Source organism: Psychrobacter sp. CX18 (assembly GCF_057396215.1).
Genome location: NZ_JBXYJH010000002.1, coordinates 36,562 through 54,692 on the forward strand (window position 1 = coordinate 36,562; position 18,131 = coordinate 54,692).

General features: G+C 41.5%; 18 protein-coding genes. 7 read left to right on the forward strand and 11 right to left on the reverse strand.

What is annotated here, in order from left to right; translation table 11 throughout:
• Nucleotides 1–355 precede the first annotated feature (355 nt).
• From AC2SLT_RS01895 to epmA, 6 genes are all read left to right on the forward strand, one after another.
• Nucleotides 356–568: a PspC domain-containing protein gene (locus tag AC2SLT_RS01895; RefSeq protein WP_486545734.1), complete on the forward strand. Its 213-nt coding sequence runs from the start codon at nt 356–358 to the stop codon at nt 566–568.
• A gap of 503 nt (nt 569–1,071) precedes the next feature.
• Nucleotides 1,072–2,034: a glycine--tRNA ligase subunit alpha gene (gene glyQ / locus AC2SLT_RS01900; RefSeq protein WP_486545736.1), complete on the forward strand. Its 963-nt coding sequence runs from the start codon at nt 1,072–1,074 to the stop codon at nt 2,032–2,034.
• A gap of 142 nt (nt 2,035–2,176) precedes the next feature.
• Nucleotides 2,177–4,297: a glycine--tRNA ligase subunit beta gene (glyS, locus tag AC2SLT_RS01905; RefSeq protein ID WP_486545738.1), complete on the forward strand. Its 2,121-nt coding sequence runs from the start codon at nt 2,177–2,179 to the stop codon at nt 4,295–4,297.
• A gap of 401 nt (nt 4,298–4,698) precedes the next feature.
• Entirely contained in the window at nt 4,699–6,009 is a 1,311-nt protein-coding gene (locus tag AC2SLT_RS01910; protein WP_486545739.1) for an AI-2E family transporter, read from the forward strand.
• 174 nt (nt 6,010–6,183) lie between these two features.
• On the forward strand, nt 6,184–7,302 hold the full coding sequence (locus tag AC2SLT_RS01915; RefSeq protein ID WP_486545740.1) for a 4-phosphoerythronate dehydrogenase: 1,119 nt from the start codon (nt 6,184–6,186) through the stop codon (nt 7,300–7,302).
• Between the two features lie 9 nt (nt 7,303–7,311).
• Nucleotides 7,312–8,286, forward strand: a complete 975-nt coding sequence (gene epmA / locus AC2SLT_RS01920) for an EF-P lysine aminoacylase EpmA (protein ID WP_486545742.1) — start codon at nt 7,312–7,314, stop codon at nt 8,284–8,286.
• A gap of 183 nt (nt 8,287–8,469) precedes the next feature.
• Here the strand turns inward: epmA and AC2SLT_RS01925 are convergent, their stop codons facing one another.
• From AC2SLT_RS01925 to AC2SLT_RS01955, 7 genes are all read right to left on the reverse strand, one after another.
• Entirely contained in the window at nt 8,470–8,670 is a 201-nt protein-coding gene (locus AC2SLT_RS01925; protein ID WP_486545743.1) for an anti-sigma factor family protein, read from the reverse strand.
• Between the two features lie 161 nt (nt 8,671–8,831).
• The gene (locus AC2SLT_RS01930; RefSeq protein ID WP_486545745.1) at nt 8,832–9,458 is read right to left on the reverse strand and encodes a sigma-70 family RNA polymerase sigma factor; all 627 of its coding nucleotides are present in this window, start codon (nt 9,456–9,458) and stop codon (nt 8,832–8,834) included.
• Between the two features lie 356 nt (nt 9,459–9,814).
• Nucleotides 9,815–10,486 (reverse strand): HvfX family Cu-binding RiPP maturation protein, encoded by a 672-nt coding sequence (locus AC2SLT_RS01935; protein WP_486545746.1) that lies wholly within the window; start codon nt 10,484–10,486, stop codon nt 9,815–9,817.
• Between the two features lie 60 nt (nt 10,487–10,546).
• Nucleotides 10,547–11,533: an HvfC family RiPP maturation protein gene (locus AC2SLT_RS01940; RefSeq protein ID WP_486545748.1), complete on the reverse strand. Its 987-nt coding sequence runs from the start codon at nt 11,531–11,533 to the stop codon at nt 10,547–10,549.
• Nucleotides 11,520–12,581 carry an HvfB family MNIO-type RiPP peptide maturase gene (locus AC2SLT_RS01945; RefSeq protein WP_486545749.1) on the reverse strand — a complete coding sequence of 354 codons (1,062 nt, stop codon included), beginning with the start codon at nt 12,579–12,581 and terminating at the stop codon, nt 11,520–11,522. The genes AC2SLT_RS01940 and AC2SLT_RS01945 overlap by 14 nt, the downstream gene beginning before the upstream one ends.
• 77 nt (nt 12,582–12,658) lie before the next feature.
• A complete protein-coding gene (locus AC2SLT_RS01950; protein ID WP_486545751.1) occupies nt 12,659–12,949 on the reverse strand; it encodes an HvfA family oxazolone/thioamide-modified RiPP metallophore in 291 nt (96 codons plus the stop codon).
• Nucleotides 12,950–13,078: 129 nt separating this feature from the next.
• The gene (locus tag AC2SLT_RS01955) at nt 13,079–13,306 is read right to left on the reverse strand and encodes an HvfA family oxazolone/thioamide-modified RiPP metallophore (RefSeq protein ID WP_486545752.1); all 228 of its coding nucleotides are present in this window, start codon (nt 13,304–13,306) and stop codon (nt 13,079–13,081) included.
• Between the two features lie 410 nt (nt 13,307–13,716).
• On the opposite strand from AC2SLT_RS01955, the gene AC2SLT_RS01960 reads away from it, so the two are divergent.
• Nucleotides 13,717–14,166, forward strand: coding sequence for a GNAT family N-acetyltransferase (locus AC2SLT_RS01960; RefSeq protein ID WP_486545754.1), 450 nt, complete (start codon nt 13,717–13,719; stop codon nt 14,164–14,166).
• 23 nt (nt 14,167–14,189) lie between these two features.
• On the opposite strand, the gene AC2SLT_RS01965 is transcribed toward AC2SLT_RS01960, so the two are convergent.
• From AC2SLT_RS01965 to AC2SLT_RS01980, 4 genes are all read right to left on the reverse strand, one after another.
• Nucleotides 14,190–14,639 (reverse strand): YaiI/YqxD family protein, encoded by a 450-nt coding sequence (locus tag AC2SLT_RS01965; RefSeq protein WP_486545756.1) that lies wholly within the window; start codon nt 14,637–14,639, stop codon nt 14,190–14,192.
• Nucleotides 14,639–15,916: a 5-(carboxyamino)imidazole ribonucleotide synthase gene (locus AC2SLT_RS01970; RefSeq protein ID WP_486545758.1), complete on the reverse strand. Its 1,278-nt coding sequence runs from the start codon at nt 15,914–15,916 to the stop codon at nt 14,639–14,641. Before AC2SLT_RS01970 ends, AC2SLT_RS01965 begins: the two co-directional genes overlap by 1 nt.
• Before the next feature lie 343 nt (nt 15,917–16,259).
• Nucleotides 16,260–16,820, reverse strand: a complete 561-nt coding sequence (gene purE / locus AC2SLT_RS01975; RefSeq protein ID WP_486545759.1) for a 5-(carboxyamino)imidazole ribonucleotide mutase — start codon at nt 16,818–16,820, stop codon at nt 16,260–16,262.
• Nucleotides 16,821–17,001: 181 nt separating this feature from the next.
• Complete coding sequence (locus AC2SLT_RS01980; protein ID WP_486545761.1) at nt 17,002–17,991, reverse strand: metallophosphoesterase; 990 nt, start codon at nt 17,989–17,991, stop codon at nt 17,002–17,004.
• Between the last annotated feature and the right edge of the window lie 140 nt (nt 17,992–18,131).

Consider the following 18,131-nt stretch of genomic DNA (forward strand, 5'->3'; position numbering starts at 1 on the left):
ACTATAGGACGTTACTCAATAATATCACTAACGTTTAGTAAGAGACATTAAGCACAACGTTACAAACTCAGTGCAAACCTTAAACAGCAATTTGTAAAATAAATACTATAATAATAGCTATGAAGTTATTCAATAAGGCATAAAATTATAAGGTTTAAAAGTTTGGTTATTTTTTATAAATAACTCTTTTTTACAAATAACTCTACAAAGACTTTAACTAGTATAAATGAGGCTACTATAAATAGGATTTTAATCAAACTTTTTCATTGGGTCTTTGTATTTTGATAAATTTCCCAAAACAATACAATGGTTTTGCAATATTTTTAAATGTAACGTTTCAGCTAAGGGGTAGAAAATGGCAACGCTTAAGAAACTTCATCGCTCACGCCAGCATCGTATGATTGCAGGTGTGATGGGTGGTATAGCCGAATACTTTGGTTGGTCACCGAATCTTACCCGTCTGTTATTTGTCATTATTTCGACTGCCAGTGTTGCGGTTCCTGGTATTTTAATTTATCTCATTTTATGGTTGATTATGCCAAATGCGACGGCAGAATCTTATCAATAAGAGCGATCTTAAATGAGCGATGTAATTTATCAGAATATATCACTGACTCGAATCACCTATATATTAATTAACAAGAAAAATAAATTAAAATAATTAGAAAATAACAACTAATAACATCGGAAATTTTTAGGCAAATTTGGGTTAAACAGTAATATAATGAAACACTTAAATTGCCATAATTTGCATAAAAAAAGTTATAATAATGTCATAACTTGAAAAGTTCAAAGTAAAATAAAAATAGTAGTAGCTGGAGTAGACGGTTACTATAAAACGCTTTCCTCCTGCCTAGATGTCTCACATCTAGGTATTTTTTTGTCTAAATTTACCCTAATTCTTGCTTTAACGATGAATGTTTAACAGACTCTAGATAAAATAACGTTTTTTTAGTAAGGTGAGCGTAATAAAGAGTATCCCCTACAAAAAGCAATACATACTTCAAGCAATAAAGACTAAGAACATTACTCACCCTATCAACCTCTATTTTATTCAAACGTGGCGACATTATGACATTTCAAGAACTGATATTAACACTGCAATCTTATTGGGCTAAAAAAGGCTGTGTGGTATTACAGCCCTATGATATGGAAGTAGGCGCAGGGACTTTTCATACCGCAACCTTTTTACGATCTTTAGGGCCAGAGATTTGGAACGCAGCCTATGTGCAGCCCTCACGTCGACCTACGGATGGTCGTTATGGCGATAACCCCAACCGTCTGCAACACTATTATCAGTTTCAAGTGGTTATGAAGCCCAATCCACCCAATATTCAAGAGTTATATTTAGGATCACTGGAAGCCATTGGCATCGATACCTTGACACATGATGTGCGCTTTGTGGAAGATAACTGGGAGTCGCCAACGCTTGGTGCTTGGGGCCTGGGTTGGGAAGTCTGGTTAAACGGAATGGAGGTGACTCAGTTTACCTATTTCCAGCAAGTCGGCGGTCTTGAGTGTTTCCCAGTGACGGGCGAGATCACTTATGGGCTTGAGCGTCTCGCAATGTATATTCAAGGTGTGGACAGCGTTTATGACCTAGTATGGACGGACGGTCAGTTTGGTAAAGTGACCTACGGCGATGTGTTCCATCAAAATGAAGTAGAACAATCGACGTATAATTTTGAGCATGCCGATGTGCCGAAAATGTTCGAGTTGTTTGATTTCTACGAGCAGCAAGCGGACAAGTTAGTAGCAGCAGGCTTGCCATTACCGGCCTACGAGATGGTCCTAAAGGCCTCACATACGTTTAATTTGCTGGATGCCCGCGGTGCTATCTCAGTTACTGAGCGTCAGCGTTTTATTTTAAGGGTACGCACCTTGTCTCGAAAAGTAGCAGAAGGCTACGTACAGGCACGCGCTAAGCTTGGATTTCCGCTAGCAGATGAGGCGCATAGACAAGCGGCTTTAGATAAATATTTGCCAAAAGCTGAGACAGGTGACGACTCAAAAGCGGATAATAAAAGCAGCTAACCCTATAAAAGCAACCGTACTAAAGCAACCGTACTAAAGCAACCGTACTAAAGCAACAGTACTAAAGCTGTCAACTAAGGGTAGCGTCCCGTATTACCGCCTAAATCCTTAAAATTTTTAATACTGATAACTAGAGAATCTCATGAGCACAATTTTATTTGAACTTGGCACAGAAGAGTTGCCACCAAAGAGCCTAAAACCGTTACGTGATTCGCTGAAATCAAGCGTTGAGAGCCAACTAAAAGAAGCTAATATCAGTTATGACCATCTTAAAGCCTTTGCTGCCCCGCGCCGCTTAGCTATTCAAATTGAAGGTATCGCCGATAAGCAGCCTGATCGCACTGAGCAAAAACGTGGCCCTGCGGTTAAAGCGGCATTTGATGCTGATGGCAATCCCACGCGTGCTGCTCAAGGTTTCGCTAAAGGCTTAGGGATAGACGTTAGTGAGCTTGAGACAATTAAGACCGATAAAGGGGATTATATTGGTTATGAGTTAACCGTTCAGGGTCAGGCGACAACTGAGCTGTTACCGACTATTTTTCAGTCGGCATTAGATAACTTGCCGATCGCCAAACGTATGCGATCGGGTGCCAGTCGTGAAGAGTTTGTGCGTCCTGTCAAGTGGTTGGTCTTTATGAAGGATGACCAGATTATCCCCGCAACAATTCAAGGGCTAACCACCGGTGTGAAGACGGATAAAGGTATTGAGACCGGTAATATAACTTTAGGTCATCGATTTCATGCTGGCGATGCACTCATTCCCCATGCCAAAGAGTATGAGCGAGTGCTTGAGAAGGTAAAAGTCATCGCAGATTTTGATCGCCGTCAGCAGCTAATCGTAGATCAAGTACAAACCCTAGCAGATGATGTCGATTCTACGGCGATTGTCCCGCAAGATCTGCTCGATGAAGTGACGGCATTGGTCGACTTACCCGTTGCTTTACGTGCCAGCTTTGAAGAGCGCTTTTTACAAGTACCACAGGAGGCGCTTATTAGTACCATGCAGGCCGACCAAAAGTACTTTTGCCTGACGGATAGCAAGGGTAAATTAAGACCGTATTTTATCTTTATTAGTAATATTGAATCGAAAGACCCAAGCCAAGTTATTAGCGGCAATGAGAAGGTCGTGCGTCCGCGTTTGGCAGATGCTGAATTCTTCTTCTTACAAGACCAAAAATTGCCCTTAATTGACATGGCTGACAGTCTAAAAAATCGTGTTTTCCAAGACAAACTAGGTACGATTTGGGAGAAATCGGAGCGCATTGCTAAGTTAGCCGCTTTTATTGCAGCGACCTTAAAAGATCAAAAGATTGACGGTTTTACAGATATTGACGTTGAGCAAACCACCCGTGCCGCCATGCTGTCTAAAGCAGACTTAACCAGTACTTTAGTGGGCGAGTTTCCTGAGTTACAAGGCATTGCAGGTACGTATTATGCACGATTGAATGGCGAGCCTGAAGCCATTGCTGCCGCTATTGAAGAGCAGTATCTACCTAAGTTTAGTGGTGATGTATTACCGCAAACGCCAATAGGTATCTGTTTGGCGTTAGCAGATCGTATAGACACCTTGGTGGGTATCTTTGGTATTGATCAAGCGCCGACCGGCTCAAAAGATCCATTTAGCTTACGCCGTTCTGCCATTGGGGTACTGCGACTATTAATCGAAAAACAGTTACCCATCAATGTCGTGAGTCTGATTGAACAGGCGATCTTAAATTATCAAGATAAACTGCCTCATGCGGGCAAGACTCTGACCGACGTTATTGACTTTATCAACTCACGCTACCGTGCAATGTATACCGAGCAGGGCGTTAGTGTTGATACGATACAAGCAGTATTAGCGATTAATCCACATATGCCGCTTGATTTTGATCAGCGGTTGCATGCGGTGAATGAATTCCGCAATCTGTCTCAAGCGGCGACATTGGCTGAAATAAACAAACGGGTGGCGAATATCTTAGCCAAATCAGAAGGTGAGATCAGTGATGGGGTTGATCAAAGCTTGCTGACCGAAACGGCAGAAAAAGAGCTATATCAAGTGGTGAATGACGCCGAAAGCACCGTCGCACCGCTACAAGCCGTCGCAAACTATAATGATATTTTGCAAGCATTAATTAAGCTTGAAACGCCGTTAACCAACTTCTTTGATAATGTGATGGTGAATAGCGATGACGCGTCATTAAAAGCCAATCGATTAGCGCTACTAAAACGAGTACGTGAGCTATTCTTAACAGTCGCTGATGTGGGTGAGCTGCAAATTTAATGGATTGACGATAAATATCATTTAGGCTTGATAGAATGTCTCAAAGAGGAGGGGTGTAACGAAAATGTTATGCCCTTTTTTAATGGGTGTGCTTTGAATTAATAGGTTTGATTTTAATATAAAGTGAGAATTTAGATGACTCGAGTCGCGCACTTTCTAATCGCATTTTCTAATGGCACCTTCAAATAAGGGATAGAAGTCATAGAAAAGGCAAGCCGTTCAGCAGTAATATTGTAAGTAAAAATTACAAGTTACCATTACATATTTTTTATTTCTTATCGCATAATATAATCATTATAATTTTAGAGACCATTATACGTGAAATGAATATGAGTAATGGGCTTACATTATTAATGGGATTGTTCGATTTAAATGGTTGTATTTATTAGGTATAGGCTGACATGATTGAGAATTGGACACGGGAGCTGGTGACACAGCGGGTGTTAACGGCGACGTTACTGGTTATTTTATTTATTCTCAGTTTTAAAGTGGTACAGTTTTTTATTGTACCTGCTTTGTGGGCTGCCATTTTGGCCTATGTGACGTTTCCGGTTTATAACTTCTTTCATCAAAAGGTTATGTTAAGTCCTAATGTCAGTGCGGCCATCATGACCATCTGCATCTCTTTGATCTTGGGCGTTCCCATTGTCATTGGACTATTTATATTACAACAAGAAGCATTAAGCCTTTATAGTAATCTGTTATACCGTATTAAAGTAGGTTATGTTGATTTGCCAGATGAGATTAAGAACCTTCCTGTTATTGGTCAGCAAATAAAAGATTTATTATGGGAAATTAATAAAGATCCTGAAGCCTCTCTCAATGCCTTTAGAGCTTGGCTACAATCACACTTATATTATGGAAAGGTAGCGCTCGACGTTGCTTTTAGTAGTCTTGCAAAACTAGGTATGGCTTTAATGACGTTGTTCTTCTTTTACCGTGACGGTATCAGTTTAGTGAAGCAAATTCGTCAGGCATTACGTAATATTATTGGCAATCGTATCGATGGTTATATCGATTCTGTCGGCTCAACCACTCAAGCCGTCGTCTATGGCATTGGTCTGACAGCGTTGGCACAGGCCATACTGGCGGGGATAGGCTACTACTTTGCTGGGGCACCAAGCCCAATTTTGTTAACATTAATGACCTTTGTTATTGCACTAATCCCGTTTGGGACACCGTTTGCTTGGATGGGGGTTGCCATTTGGTTAGTGACCCAAGGTCAGACGCCAGAAGCCATTGGTTTGACATTATGGGGCGTCTTGGTGATCAGTTGGGTGGATAACCTTATACGTCCTATCGTCATATCGGGTGCGACTAAAATTCCATTTATTATTATCTTTATCGGTGTATTAGGTGGATTGACCGCCTTTGGATTTGTGGGTCTATTTATCGGCCCAGTGGTATTAGCCATTGCGCTTGCAGTGTGGCGTGAATGGATCAACCAACATCGCAACATCATATTTGCGCCTTGCTATACTCAATTAGATGAACATCAATGGAAGCCTGCCGATAGGCCGATGTCTTTTGAGATAACACCAGATGTGGTTACCTTTAGTAAATATCCTTTCGCTGAATTAGCATTAGATACTATAGCTAAGAAAGACGCTAGTAATCATCAAGATGCCAAAAAACCTAAATTAGATCCTCATAATACTGACTCTGATAATACTGATCCTTATAATACTGATCATCATAAGCCCAGTCATTAATGGCGTCGTTCGAAGCATGTAAAATCATAAGAAAACAGATGATAAAGCCTAAGAGTTTGTCTTCATAAGCTACAGTTAGCCAAATGTATCCTACGATTATAACTTCGAATACCGTCTGACAATTAATCCTAAGCAGAACTCAAACGTGAACTCGGATAAGGAATCCCCTTTGTTATGCTGACACTTCTCGCTGATAGTAACATTGCCCACCTGCATGACTATTTTAATTCAGAGGTTTTAAACCATCCGGTAAAAGTGATTGCAATGGCAGGGCGAGATATCAATGCGGAGGCATTAGCAACGTATCAACCTGATGCCTTACTGATTCGTTCAGTGACTCAGATAGATGCCCAGTTGCTGGATAAAAATGAGAGTGTTAAGTTTGTTGGTTCGGCGACTATTGGTACGGATCATGTCAATGAAGGTTATCTCAGCCTGCGAGGTATCCGCTTTGCCAATGCCGCAGGTTGTAGTAAGCACTCTGTGGCTCAATATGTCATAACCGCTATTGCACAGTTACGCCCCGATTATTTGTTAAATCCCGCGGACAACTCAGTGACATTGGGCATTATAGGGCTAGGCAATATTGGCAGTACGCTTGCTCGTTATGCACTAGATTTAGGCTGGCAGGTTTTAGGCTATGATCCCTTTTTATCTCAATCTACCATTAATAATGCCAGTTTTGATCAAGTTATCACTCAAAGTAATGCCATAAGCTTGCACGTTCCTTTGACCCTATTAGGGCAAAATGAGCGACCCACCTATCATCTTATTAACAGTGACGTTTTGGCTAAAATGCCCGCTGATACCCTGTTGATTAACACCGCGCGCGGGCCAGTGGTCAATGAGTCGGCTTTGCTTAATGAGTTTGCACAAGCTGATAAACGACGTGAGGTAGTATTGGATGTGTTTGAGCATGAGCCAAATGTCCCAACCGATCTACTCAATCAGCTCGCTATCGCCACACCCCATATTGCAGGCTATACGCTAGAAGGTAAATTGCGTGGGACGCAGATGATATTTGATAGCTTTGTGCACTCTTATGGGCCAAAAGGTGCGGATATACTTGACATTGAACCCGTTGATTTAATGGATGAACTGTTGCCAGATAACCCTTATCACTGGTCAGAGTTAAAGGCTAATCCGAATAAGTTGACTGAGTTTTACGATATCAAAGCAGATGATGCCTTACTTCGTCAAAGTATGGATAAGGAGGCGGGCGCTGTATCAGGTGAAACGTTTGATGCCCTGCGGAAAATCTATGCGCTGCGCCGTGAATGGCTGTTTGGATAAGGTATTTCCATGTCGCAATTACTTGATTTTCATCCTACGATGAGCCTTGAGATGGCTTATAAACGTGCCGAGATGCTGGCTAACATCCGCGAGTTCTTCGCACAAAAAAACGTTTTAGAGGTACAAACGCCTCTGCTTTCTCAAGCGGGCAATACAGATGTGTTTGTGCCGTCAATTTCTGTCAATATTACCCTCCAAGACACCCCAAGAACTTACTACCTACATACCTCACCAGAATTTGCCATGAAACGAATGCTGGCAACTTGGCAAGTGGAGATTTATCAGATTTGCCCTGTATTTAGAGATAATGAGGTGGGTCACCGTCATAACAGTGAGTTTACGATGCTGGAGTGGTATCGTCCTGGATTTAGTCTAAATGAGTTAGCGTTAGAGTTGGCTGAATTACTTACTGTGGTTTTTGAGCGTGTGCAGGTGTTAACCCATTACAGCTATAGCCAAGCATTTATGGATTATGTGGGTGTGAATCCTTTAAGTGCCAATTGCCATGTTTTATCGGCTATTGCAGAGCAAAATGGTCTGTCTGATATCGATTTGGGAGAGGATCATCAAGGTTGGCTGGACTTATTATTTAGCCACCTAGTAGAGCCTAACTTGGGTCATGATAGTCCGACTTTGATAACCGATTATCCACCAGCAACTGCGGCTTTGGCTAAAATCGAAACGGATAGTGACGGTAATAAGGTTGCCAAACGCTTCGAGTTATATATCAATGGCATTGAGATTGCCAATGCGTATGATGAATTGGCGGACAGTCAGGCATTAAGGGCACGATTTGAGCAGGATAATATTGAACGGACTCAGCGAGGGTTGCCTGTTATGCCAATCGATGAACGCCTATTGTCAGCATGTGACGAGCTCCCAGCATGTAGTGGCATTGCGCTAGGCATTGATAGGCTTCTTATGGTGATGACGGGTGCAAAAAGTATTGATGAGGTGATAGGGTTTGGTGTGGATAGGGCTTAGTATGCCAGCCATTCAACAGTTTCAAGTAATGCGATAACGTCAAGTAATTCGACAGTTTCACCTAATTCGACAATTTCGATTCGATTAGGTCAAGCAATTTACCCTGTTAAGCCATTAAGTAGCGTTTAAGCCATGAAGTAGCATATATAATGGCCTTCCTTGATAAGTTGATAGTTAGAGGTACTATTCATTTTCAGAGGGACTATGAGTATCTTTGGATTGAAAGTCTTTCATGATTTTACTTAAGGTCTTACTGTTGTCATAAAAAGCGCGACACCCTGGACATAATAATAGATGGGAGTGCAGTTGTACTTTCTCAGGCAGGCGTAATGGGCGCTCCTGTCCATCACTGGCAATTTGGGTAATACGTTTACAGTTTTTCATAGTTTATATGGCCTTAATTTCGATGAATTCTCTACAGCTCTCTAATATTATTTTTAGTTTTTCGAGTTTGAAGCAAGTTTAATAGTAGAATAAAGGGTTTTACAACAGAAATGGTATTCAAGTTAACCCTTATACAAGAGATCTGTTATCCAATAGAGCTGTTATTCGTCAGCATAGTTAAACCATTTTATGGACAAACACGTCTGAAGACCAAGTCGTGCTCGATGCATTAATACGTAATAATTACTGCTACTTATCTTTAACGACTCGCAGATTTCTCTCGTCTCAAGCTCAATATATTCACGCATTAAAAATGCACGGGCCTGTTCACTAGGCAGATTGGTTAAGCAGGCTTCAAGTACTTGCCAAAACCCCTCAGAATGGACATGAGCTTCAGGGTCACACCAACTGTCATCAAATTGACTTGGTTTGCACTCTGGATACCAAGACCCTGCCTCATCAAATAGGGCATCCAATAAGCTATCCCCATTGCCATCGCTACTCTCTGGCAGGCTCGATATCGTGGAGTATTTACTGTTTTTGCGAATATTATCAATAATTTTATTTTTTAGAATGGCAAATACCCAGCTTTTAAAAGCCGCATTGCCTTTAAATTGACCGCTATATTGCAGCGCTGAGAGTAACGCATCTTGAACCACATCTTCTGCCAAGTGATAATCGTCTAATTGCAGGCGAGCAAACGCAAGCATTTGATGGCGAACTGCTTCGACAAACTGAGGGGTAATACTTGAATGCTCTGGGACAGGAAGCTGACTCGCGTCGTTCATTTTAACAGCTCTTATGTGTACCGTTATTGGACAAGTTATCGGGTACGGTTGTTAAGGTGTAGGGTATAGATTTAAAGGGCTAGGCATAATCAAAATCATAAGTAAAAGTATAAGTACGCTAATCTCAACTTAAAGTATAAGCTGTAGATTTTGCAAGGTTTAGCTCCCTTCCTTTTCCAAAGGAAGGGTTGGGGATGGATTTTCGGGAAAAATCCCCCTAAATCTCCCTTTGAAAAAGGGGGACTTGCCACCCTTTTCAGTATTTTTCAATAAATTAACTAAAAGTACTGTTGATAATTCAGTTATTAATATTGCTAGCTATTAAGTTTAGAATTTTAGGCATAAGTATAAGCTAACTATGCCATGTAACGATACTGGCGCTTAGAGGCAGAAGGGTTTAGCCAATAATCTAAACTGACATAACGACCCGCGCCATAAAATAAGGTGACCAGTAGCATAACAGTATAGGTTGCTGCAAACTCAATGCCGTTGTTTAGTATCACAAAATTACCGGTTTCGGTTAGCCATTCATAATTACCATGAGTTTGCAAAATTTCTCGCGCTTTATCCAAGCGTAACGCCGCTTCATTGGTATTCTCTAAACTGGCCTCACTGCCCCAAAAGCCAAACATATTCATCAAACTTGATAGACTGGTACTAGGATCAGTCGGGGTAATGGCATACCAGCCATTGACCCAGTGGACACTAAACATTGCTACCAGCATGGTAATAATCAAGGAGAATGACACAAAACGGGTGCCTAGTCCTAATAATAACGCAATACCTCCCACTAATTCTGCCAAAATAACCAGTACTGCCATTAGCGTCGGCATTGGCAGCCCTAATCCCCAGTCACTATTGCCAAACCATTGTACGATGTCATCAAAACCTGTGACTTTATTCCAGCCGGCACTGATAAAGATAGGCGCAAGGTATAAGCGTATCGCTAAAGGCGCAATAAAATCTAATGATTCTAACCGAGAAATAACAGCGTTAAAGGGTCTAAGGGTGTTGCTGGCAAAGCTCATAAAATACTCTCAATGCAATGTTGGAAAAACTTTCAAAATATTTGGACGGTAATAGTTTATTTAGGATGTGAATAAAACCTGCTGATCCACTAGCTGATGAATTAAAGGTATGCCAAAGGACACCAAAGTCTGCTCGTCTTCATACCCTAAGTGGTTGGCAAACGCTTGCATTAATTTGGTCAGACCACTGTCTGTTGCCTCAATTGGGCTATAGTTATTGACATTGCTACTGCCATAGCTACTGACAAAGTCAATGAGGGCATAAGTGAGCGCATTGACCGTCATAAACTGAACCTTATCCTGATAATCTCTATAGACCAAATAAAAACTGTCTTCAGGCTTCTCGGGCTGAAACTCTGCGCTAATTAGATGTACTGGCCACTGATAGTGTAAGTTTTGCACGCTTGGATTAATGCTTAAATAGCTTAAGCCCAAATTGCTTGCATCCAAAGCCGATTCATTGAGTGGTTGCTCAGTGTCAAATGTCGGTGCAATATTCGGTAAAGGGTCAAGAATATAGGTATCGACCATAAGCTCGACCCATTCATAATGTACTAATTCGGCAAAATACGGCGGAAGCTCTAACCGTTGTAATACATTAGGTTCAGATAAATACTCAACGAATTGCTGATTAATCTCTGTGAAATAAGGACTATGGCAAGGATGCTTAAGGAAAAACTGCTTGCAAATATATAGCCATTTATCATCACTAATCAAACTTTGACAAACAGGAAAGCATTTATCTAAGAAGCCCTTAATATTATTAAATACAAGAGTTTGATATAAATTGCCAATACGACTGGGAATGGATGCTCCGTTTGCGAGAGTCACATTTGTGAGAGTCTCGTTTGTAAGATATGGCGAGGCACTGTCTGAGTTGGGATTATCGATCCCAGTCTTTTGTTCTCGTAAATATTGACCAAAATTTTGCTGAAACTCTGCCAGAGGTGAGATGCCTGTCGATGAGGTGGCTTTCAATGAAGTAGCTTTCACTTTAGAAGATACCGAATTATCAACGCCAGCAGAAATAACTTTAGATAAGATCATGCTGACCGTCCTTAGTCTGCAGGCCTTGATTAGCCTGATGACTATCATTAATCTGCTGAACAGACAAGGACGGATAGGGTAATGTCGCTTTTTTGGCAGAACTCGTTTGTGACTTATGTGGCTTAATTGACTGAGTCTGTAACTGGCGAATATAAGTCACTTCATCAATCAACTCATCCATACTAGGAAAATTGAAATCGCGCTCTAAACAAGTCGGTAAAGTGCTGGCAGGACGTCCTGTTTTTTGCTCGATAAGGGCATAAGCGTCAGATAATAACACCCAAACCGGATCAATCACGCTCGCACCATGAGTATCTACAATTAGCCCATCTTCTTCAGTATGATGCCCCGCCACATGGAGATAACAGGTACGCTCAAGTGGCAGTTGCCGTAAGTACTCGTGCGCATCAAAGCCAAAGTTTTGACTGTTGACATAAATATTATTCACATCCAAATGCAGTAGGCAGTCTGCCTCATTGGCAACGGCACTGATAAATTCAGCATCGCTCATATCACAGCTGACGCCATTCGTTGGGGGACTAAAATAATAAGAGGCGTTTTCAAACCCAATTTGCTGACCCAAAATATCTTGTGCCTGCTTTATTCTATCAGCCACCCAGTAAACCGCCTCTTCAGTACAAGGGATAGGGAGCAAGTCATATAAATGACCCGATGTATCGCTACACCAAGACAGATGCTCGGTGTATAGCACGATATCATGGGTCTGCATAAAGGCTTTGATGTTTTTTAAAAGTGCGATATCTAAAGTGGCTGTGCTACCGATTGATAGCGACAAACCATGACAAACAAAGGGATGTTGTTCGGTAAATGCTCTTAACTGCTTGTGGTATTGCCCGCCCATTTGACCGTTAGAATTTAACCAGTTCTCTGGCGATATCTCAAAGAAATCGATAGCAGACAGATCTGCTTTACCCATCTCTGCTAAAAGCTCACGACGAAACCCAAGCCCTGCACCGCCCAACTGTTTTATGGGTTGCGCAGTGCTATCTTTAGAGGGAGTAATTGAGCTTGAGAGTGGTAACGTCATAATGGTCCTTTATAGTTTTGATTGTATGGGTAAGGCTAGAAGGTCAACCCAGTAGCAGTTTGTTCAATTAATCAATGCTATTTATTGCCACCACATTTGGCTTCACCGCACTTGGCATCCATTTTTTTGTCTGCACCGCACGAGCTTTCCACTTTTTTATCGGCACCACAATTGCCTTCAGCACTTTTTTCTGCGCCACATTTGGCTTCGGCTGTTTTATTAGCGCCACATGACCCTTGATGGGCTTTTTCGCCATTTTTGTAGCCTGAGTCCATTGCATTAGCAGAAAAAGGATTGGTTGACGTACAGCCACCTAAGGTAACTAATGAGCCTAGGGCTAAACTTGCAACGATTGATTTGGTATTCATAATAATATTCCGGTTTAAATAAGATTGATTGGTTTAAACGTTGTGCTGTTTACGAAGCGAAAGTGACAACTGCGCTCAGTTTTCAAATGTCCGTTTTTATGTAACTGTCTGCTTTAAGCCATGGGAAAGCTATTCACTTGCACCACATTTGCCTTCGCCACATTTGGCATCCGTTTTTTTAGTAGGTTTTTTGACTGTGCCGCATTTGCCTTCGCCACACTTAGCGTCTGCTGTTTTACTATCACTTTGGTGCGCGTTTAGCATAGGTTTGGCATTAAAGGGATTTGCTGCATTAGCGCCACTCATAGTCATAAGTGAACCTAATGCTAAACTGGTAATAAATGCTGATTTTTTCATGATGTACTCCATTGATAGGGATAAATAATTGATAGGTGATAACAGTCTACAAACTAAGAGCCCTCTCAATGATGTCGTACTCAAATCAATGGCAAGTTATTTGTCTGTTATTAATTAGACGTGGCACGGGCGACTTTTCTTACACTTATTTTTAATTTTTTTAGATAATTATTTTCAAATTAATATAAGTTATTGATTTATAGTGATTTTTATTTTTAAATAAAAACGATTAATCGAATGATTTGAGTGGGTGGACGTAGTGTTTGTGGGAATAATTAGTGGGAATAGTGAGGGTGAAAGGTGTGTTACTAAATCAACTTAAAACGTCTAAAGCAACTTAAAATAGAAAAGTCATTTAAAATAGGAAAATGACTTAAAATAGGAAAACGACTCAAAACAGGAAAGCTAAGATGATTGAACCCGCAAAAATAGCAGATGCAAAAGAAATTGCAATTGTAATTAGGGACAGTATTCTATCCTGCGTTGATGATCATCAAAATGATCCTGTCACAATTGAGCAATGGCTAGCGAATAAAACGCAAAGTAATGTTGAACAATGGATAAGCAACAATGATGCCTTGGTTTATAAGCTTGGTAAGCAGATAGCTGGTTTTATTTTAGTGTCAAAAAAAGGTGAAGTGTTGCTTAACTATGTAAGCCCTGATTACCAAGGGCGAGGGATAGGCAAACAATTATTGAACAGAGCGAAAGAAGACTTTCTTCAACGAGGTATAACAACGCTTACTACTGAGTCGACTTTGACAGCCAAGCCGTTCTATTTAGCCAATGGGTTTAAGCTTATTGAGGATGTGTTGGAGAATGGACGAGTGGTTGCACACCGGATGGTGTTGAGTTTGTAGGGAAAGGGTAAACTTTATAATGCTTAACGCACCAGTTTACTCAACCCATCGGCAAACATTTTTTTGTCTTTATCAGAATAGGGCTTTTGACCGCCCATTTGCGTCAAGTCCAGTACGCCTGTTGAGCGCATGGTGTCCATAAAATCGCGAGCGTTTAGCTTTTGTTTGATATTATTTTTATCATAGATAACTCCATGTGGCGTCAATACCTGCCCGCCATTATCTAGCACATCATTCGCCAAAGGAATGTCACTGGTAATCACTAAGTCGCCTGTCTCAATATTATCAGCAATATAATCGTCAGCCACATCAAACCCAGAACCCACGACTTTCATGGTAATTAGAGGAGATTTGCGTACTTTTATGACCTGATTGGCAACAAAAATCGCAGGCGTATTGGTGCGAATGACCGTTTTGGTAATGATATCTTTTACCACCAAAGGGCAGGCATCAGCATCAATCCAAATTTTCATTAGATATCCTTAGAGGGTGATGACTCAGTGACTGACTCTGAGGTAGATTCTGTAAGAGGCTGTGACTCAGGTAAGACATGGTCGTCCATGCCTACTTTATTAGGCAATACGGATATTAACATCTTTAAAGCAGGATTTAAGTACACCACATCGTTTGGCATCAAGGTTATATGAGCAATTTTACGGTCTGGTCGTTCTGCTTTATGGTAAGTATGGTAATGAGCGCCATCGATAGCCAGTACGTCTGATACGTCAGGATATTCACCCAATACATTAACCATAATTGAAGGGTGCACGTTGTCGGTATCACCCAGCGGCAAGCCAACCACGGCACGGATATGATTTTCAAACTGGCTGGTGACAGCGCCTTCAATACTCCAATGCCCTGAGTTGTGCACACGGGGGGCTATTTCATTGGCTAAGATAACGTCTTTACCTGCCTTATTTTTAGTGACAAATAACTCTAAGGCCATCGTACCGACGTAATCCAAATGGGTCATCAAGGTTTCAATAGCGGATTTCGCTTCTGGTAATAAGTGACTGGTACCAATCGCAGGTGCTTGCGAGGTGGCTAATATGCCATTGAAGTGATTGTTCTCTATTAAATCGTAGGTACGCATCGTGCCATCTTGTGCACGGGTCGCAATGATGGACACTTCACGGCTAAAGTTAATAAACCCTTCTGCTATTAGTGGGGCGGGGGTAGGGGTTAAATCACCTTCACCGCTGACCGCATCTCCTAAAGCCTTCCAAGCGTCGACAATATCTTGTTGAGTCTTCACCACAAATTGACCTTTGCCGTCATAGCCACCGCGGCTGGTTTTAAGCACTAAAGGTAGGCCGAGCTCTTGACAGGCGGCTTGTAATTCTGATTTTGAGCTGACACTGGCAAAAGGTACGGTTTTAATATCGAGTTCATTAAATAAGTTTTTTTCTTTGAGTCGATCTTGAGCAACTTCAAGTGCTTTTGCTGGCGGATACATGCCTTGTTTTGTTCCTTCATCGGACAGCTGCTGTAACCATTCAACAGTTTTGGCAGGCGTATTTTCAAACTCAAGGGTAAAGACATCCGCAGCAGCAACGAAGTCACCAATCTGCTCATTGGTAAAAACCTGACCATATAAAGAGGCAGGGCAGTTAGGGGCATCTTCTAAAAATACACAGCGATAGCCGAGCGGTATAGCGGCTTCAGCAAGCATCATACCGAGTTGACCACCTCCTAGAATACCAATGGTGCGGATAGTTTGAGTAGCTGGATAGGCGTTGGCTGTGGTCATGATTGGCTCTAAATAGGTTGTTAGTGAAGGTTGACTGTTTAAATATAATATAGTCGGCGAACTTCTAAACGGTTACAGTGTTAATCTCGTTAAGCCTATTGCAGTAGTACTTGCACTCGGTTGACTTGTAACCATTTTAGATTTCTTTGACTATAGCGTATCGAACTGAGATTAAGGCAATGAAATAAATGCAAAAAGGTGCGTATAGCACCCCATTGTTGTAAATATCTAGTCTAATATGATAAAACTCTTAACTTAAGTAGGTAAGTCTAATCGTTTATTTGTCCAATATCTTGTTATGAAGTATTGAGTGGTCATCAAACCCTACAAGATTATAGCAAAATTAAGCGTTAATAATACCAGGTGTCGGGCTGGCTAATACCGTATCCGTTTGTTTATTACGGAACTCAACCAACTGTTTTGCTAAGTCGTTATCTTGTAACGCTAATATCTGTATAGCTAATAAAGCAGCATTATACGCACCTGCCGTACCAATCGCTAAGGTACCGACTGCTATACCCTTAGGCATCTGTACAATTGACAATAGGCTGTCCCAACCACTTAAAGTGGAGGATTTAACGGGCACACCTAACACGGGCAATTCAGTTTGGCTGGCGCACATACCGGGTAGGTGGGCTGCACCGCCAGCACCCGCAATAATGACTTGTAGACCTTTCTCTTTGGCAGACTTAGCGTAATCAAATAGTTTGTCAGGCGTACGGTGTGCAGAAACCACGTCACATTCGAACGCCACTCCGAAGTCAGCCAATAACTGTGCCGCCAAGCTCATGGTTGCCCAATCCGACTGCGAACCCATGATAATGCCAACTATTGGGGTACCTTCTGGAGATTGAATAGGCCCTAAAGCTGTGTCTGACTGTCTGTTAATGTTGGCAGTAGTCATTGCGTGCGTTTCCTAACAAAAAACATCCATAATACAAAATTTCTGATCTAATAAAAAGTAGTTTTTTAAAAAGTAGCTAAAAACAGTCTTTCTAACTGCAAACTCTAAAGGCTACTTTAGGGCATACTTTTAATGGCTATTGTTCAAGTGGACATTGTTCAAGTGGCCATTATCAAAGTGGCTAGTCTTCAATATATTGTACAAAGTTATCGGCTGATAATGGCATAGGGTTTTCGGTATCAAACTGATAAGCCGTCAGATAACCCTTACCAGCAGCTGAATAATCAGTACATACCACTTGCGGGCTTAATGGTTGAGGTGTCCCTGTTAACCAGTAATGCCCAATAAATATTGGTTTATCCGTTTTTAATTCAAAGTCAATACGATCAATAACTGCGTCTTGAGGCACTTGCGCTAAGTCAGAGGTGGAGGCACGCGCAATATCAACGATACGCTGTGACTGTAAGTCTTTTAGCCACCACCTTACCCGCATACGTTTGCGTACCGTGCCCTCTTTATCCGCAATACGTATGCCTTCAGGTAACGGCACTTCGACCCCTTTTAAAACGCGCTCTAAAGCATCATAAGCCTCTGAGTCCTTTTGTCCAGTTTGCTGCAGAGCTTCAGGGGTAAGACGATTGTCATCGGTTAGTAGCGGTTTTAAAACGGTCATCTTGTCTTCATCCCAGCAGGCATGTACAAAACAAGCGTGCTCAGTTTCGATCCATAACGGGAGCTCATAAAAACGGGAAAGCCAATAAGCATGAGCTTCCGAACCAAACGGGATTTCATCTAGAAATGCTTGATGTTGACGGGTATGGGCTGTGTTATGGCTACGCAAATAAGTTTTATTGTCAATGTTTGGGTGAACTGACTGAGTATTGCCTAACTCATCAACAGTGGCAAAGGCAAGTGCGTTATACTCATGATTGCCCATTATAGCGTCTGCAACATTGGCATCTAACATCGCAAACACAATTTGCAAGGTTTCTAGCTCTTCAGGACCTCGATCGATTAGGTCACCTATGAATATCGCCCGATGTCCTTCAGGGGGATGATAATAGTCTATAGCTAATGAGGGGTGATGGGTTAGGGTATACCCTAAAAGATCGAGTAGACCTTTCAGCTTATGGGCATGCCCATGGATATCACCGATAATGTCATAGATCATAAAAATGTCTCATTGTGATTACTTAAATTGACTGCATAATAAAGTTATGTTGAACTGTCACCATTTAAGCTTTTTATCTAAGCCTATCGCCTAAACCTATTATCTAAAAATAATGACGATTTAGATTGGATAATGATTGA

Excerpts from the sequence above, each read along its gene's own strand:
- AC2SLT_RS01895 (WP_486545734.1), top strand. The coding sequence starts at position 356 with ATGGCAACGCTTAAGAAACTTCATCGCTCACGCCAGCATCGTATGATT.
- glyQ (WP_486545736.1), top strand. The coding sequence starts at position 1,072 with ATGACATTTCAAGAACTGATATTAACACTGCAATCTTATTGGGCTAAA.
- glyS (WP_486545738.1), top strand. The coding sequence starts at position 2,177 with ATGAGCACAATTTTATTTGAACTTGGCACAGAAGAGTTGCCACCAAAG.
- AC2SLT_RS01910 (WP_486545739.1), top strand. The coding sequence starts at position 4,699 with ATGATTGAGAATTGGACACGGGAGCTGGTGACACAGCGGGTGTTAACG.
- AC2SLT_RS01915 (WP_486545740.1), top strand. The coding sequence starts at position 6,184 with ATGCTGACACTTCTCGCTGATAGTAACATTGCCCACCTGCATGACTAT.
- epmA (WP_486545742.1), top strand. The coding sequence starts at position 7,312 with ATGTCGCAATTACTTGATTTTCATCCTACGATGAGCCTTGAGATGGCT.
- AC2SLT_RS01925 (WP_486545743.1), bottom strand. The coding sequence starts at position 8,670 with ATGAAAAACTGTAAACGTATTACCCAAATTGCCAGTGATGGACAGGAG.
- AC2SLT_RS01930 (WP_486545745.1), bottom strand. The coding sequence starts at position 9,458 with ATGAACGACGCGAGTCAGCTTCCTGTCCCAGAGCATTCAAGTATTACC.
- AC2SLT_RS01935 (WP_486545746.1), bottom strand. The coding sequence starts at position 10,486 with ATGAGCTTTGCCAGCAACACCCTTAGACCCTTTAACGCTGTTATTTCT.
- AC2SLT_RS01940 (WP_486545748.1), bottom strand. The coding sequence starts at position 11,533 with ATGATCTTATCTAAAGTTATTTCTGCTGGCGTTGATAATTCGGTATCT.
- AC2SLT_RS01945 (WP_486545749.1), bottom strand. The coding sequence starts at position 12,581 with ATGACGTTACCACTCTCAAGCTCAATTACTCCCTCTAAAGATAGCACT.
- AC2SLT_RS01950 (WP_486545751.1), bottom strand. The coding sequence starts at position 12,949 with ATGAATACCAAATCAATCGTTGCAAGTTTAGCCCTAGGCTCATTAGTT.
- AC2SLT_RS01955 (WP_486545752.1), bottom strand. The coding sequence starts at position 13,306 with ATGAAAAAATCAGCATTTATTACCAGTTTAGCATTAGGTTCACTTATG.
- AC2SLT_RS01960 (WP_486545754.1), top strand. The coding sequence starts at position 13,717 with ATGATTGAACCCGCAAAAATAGCAGATGCAAAAGAAATTGCAATTGTA.
- AC2SLT_RS01965 (WP_486545756.1), bottom strand. The coding sequence starts at position 14,639 with ATGAAAATTTGGATTGATGCTGATGCCTGCCCTTTGGTGGTAAAAGAT.
- AC2SLT_RS01970 (WP_486545758.1), bottom strand. The coding sequence starts at position 15,916 with ATGACCACAGCCAACGCCTATCCAGCTACTCAAACTATCCGCACCATT.
- purE (WP_486545759.1), bottom strand. The coding sequence starts at position 16,820 with ATGACTACTGCCAACATTAACAGACAGTCAGACACAGCTTTAGGGCCT.
- AC2SLT_RS01980 (WP_486545761.1), bottom strand. The coding sequence starts at position 17,991 with ATGATCTATGACATTATCGGTGATATCCATGGGCATGCCCATAAGCTG.